3 protein-coding genes are annotated in these 1677 nt (G+C 70.1%); all 3 read left to right on the top strand.

The genetic code is table 11. From position 1 onward, the window contains the following. The coding region (locus VGS97_RS05845; RefSeq protein ID WP_326852176.1) for an acetyl-CoA C-acyltransferase at positions 1–1006 on the top strand (1006 nt) is incomplete at its 5' end. Between the two features lie 180 nt (positions 1007–1186). Then, the gene (locus tag VGS97_RS05840; protein WP_326852175.1) at positions 1187–1384 is read left to right on the top strand and encodes a hypothetical protein; all 198 of its coding nucleotides are present in this window, start codon (positions 1187–1189) and stop codon (positions 1382–1384) included. Between the two features lie 71 nt (positions 1385–1455). Then, the coding region (locus VGS97_RS05835; protein ID WP_326852174.1) for an alkaline phosphatase family protein at positions 1456–1677 on the top strand (222 nt) is incomplete at its 3' end.

Below are 1677 nucleotides of genomic sequence, written 5' to 3'. Positions count from 1 at the left end.
CGACGTCGTGTTCGGCTGCGTGGACACGATCGGCCCGCAGGCGGGCGACATCGCGCGCACCGCATGGCTCGCGGCGGGCCTGCCGGAGGCCGTGCCCGGCGTGACCGTGGACCGCCAGTGCGGCTCGTCCCAGCAGGCGGTTCACTTCGCCGCGCAGGCCGTGCTAAGCGACACCGCGGACCTGGTGATCGCGGGCGGGGTGCAGAACATGAGTCAGATCCCGATCGCTGCGGCCATGCTCGCGGGACAGGCGTTCGGCGTCGACGACCCGTTCAGCGGGTCGCTCGGCTGGCGCGCCAGGTACGGCACCGAGGAGATCTCGCAGTTCCGCGCCGCGGACATGATCGCGGCGAAGTGGGGGATCACCCGCGACGAGATGGAGAGCTACGCCCTGACCAGCCACCAGCGCGCGCTCAGCGCCATCGGCGCCGGGGCGTTCGACGCTGAGATCGTGCCGTACGGCGACGTGACGACCGACGAGTGCCCGCGCAGGGACACCTCGGCGGCGAAGATGGCCGCGCTGAAGCCGCTGCGCGAGGAAGGCCTGATCACCGCCGCGCTGTCCAGCCAGATCGCGGACGCGTCGGCCGCGCTGCTCGTGGCGTCGGCCCGGGCGGTGCGGGAGCACGGACTGCGCCCGCGCGCCCGGATCCGGCACATCAGCGCGCGCGGCGACGACCCGGTGCTGATGCTCACCGCGCCGATCCCGGCGACCGCGCACGCGCTGGCGCGGGCGGGAATGACCCTGGACCAGATCGACCTGGTGGAGATCAACGAGGCCTTCGCCAGCGTGGTCCTGGCGTGGCAGCGGGAGACCGGGGCGGACCTTGACCGGGTCAACGTGCGCGGCGGCGCGATCGCGCTGGGCCACCCGCTCGGCGCGACCGGCGCCCGGCTGATGACCACCCTGCTCTGCGCGCTGGAAGCCGTCGGCGGACGGTACGGCCTGCAGACGATGTGCGAGGGCGGCGGCCAGGCCAACGTGACGATCATCGAGCGCCTCTAGCCGTCGTGGGCGGCGGCACGTCGGCAGTCAAATCGCCGCTGGCCTGACCAGCTTCCAGATTCCTGGAAAAGCCGCCGGCGCCGTCCGCAACGGACCCGGCATTGCCGCACCCGGGTACGCTTTTTTACCAAGGTGCCGGACCAGGGCAAGGCCGGGCAATCGCGGATGACGGAGGTCCTCATGCGCCTCGGATCGTTGCTTCTTGTCGTCTGGCTGGTTATCGGCGGCCTGGCCGCCGGGCAGCGCGGCGATTACAAAAGCTTCATCGGCAGCTGCAGCAGGGCCAGCACAATCGCGATAACGATTCTCGCGGGCCCGCTCAATTACGTGGGCGTAAACCCCAATATCAATTGCACCGCGCCGCGGCCCAGCAGTTAGTCACGGCGGCATCCCGCGACTTGTAGCGATAGAACCACGCCCGGACGGGTCCGATCTGAGAAGATCGGACGATGCTGGACCGGATCGAGGCGGCCGCTGCGCGGCGGCGGCTATCGCGGCGCGGCGTAAGCCCGGGCGCGCCGCCGGAGCCCGCGATGCCGATGGGTTCCGACTGCCTTCCTCAGATCGAGCACATCGTGATCTTGATGATGGAAAACCACTCGTATGACAACTACCTGGGCATGCTGACGGGGCGGGGCGATGGATTGCCGCTTGACGATCACGGCATGCCC

Origin of the sequence: Actinocrinis sp., from assembly GCF_035946395.1 — a bacterium.
Classification (GTDB): Bacteria; Actinomycetota; Actinomycetes; order Streptomycetales; family Catenulisporaceae; genus Actinocrinis.
Note: the sequence above shows the minus strand (reverse complement) of the source record. Positions and strands in the feature narration are given on the sequence as shown.

Bases quoted from the DNA above. Each gene is read 5' to 3' on its own strand.
- VGS97_RS05840 (WP_326852175.1), top strand. From the start codon at position 1,187: ATGCGCCTCGGATCGTTGCTTCTTGTCGTCTGGCTGGTTATCGGCGGC.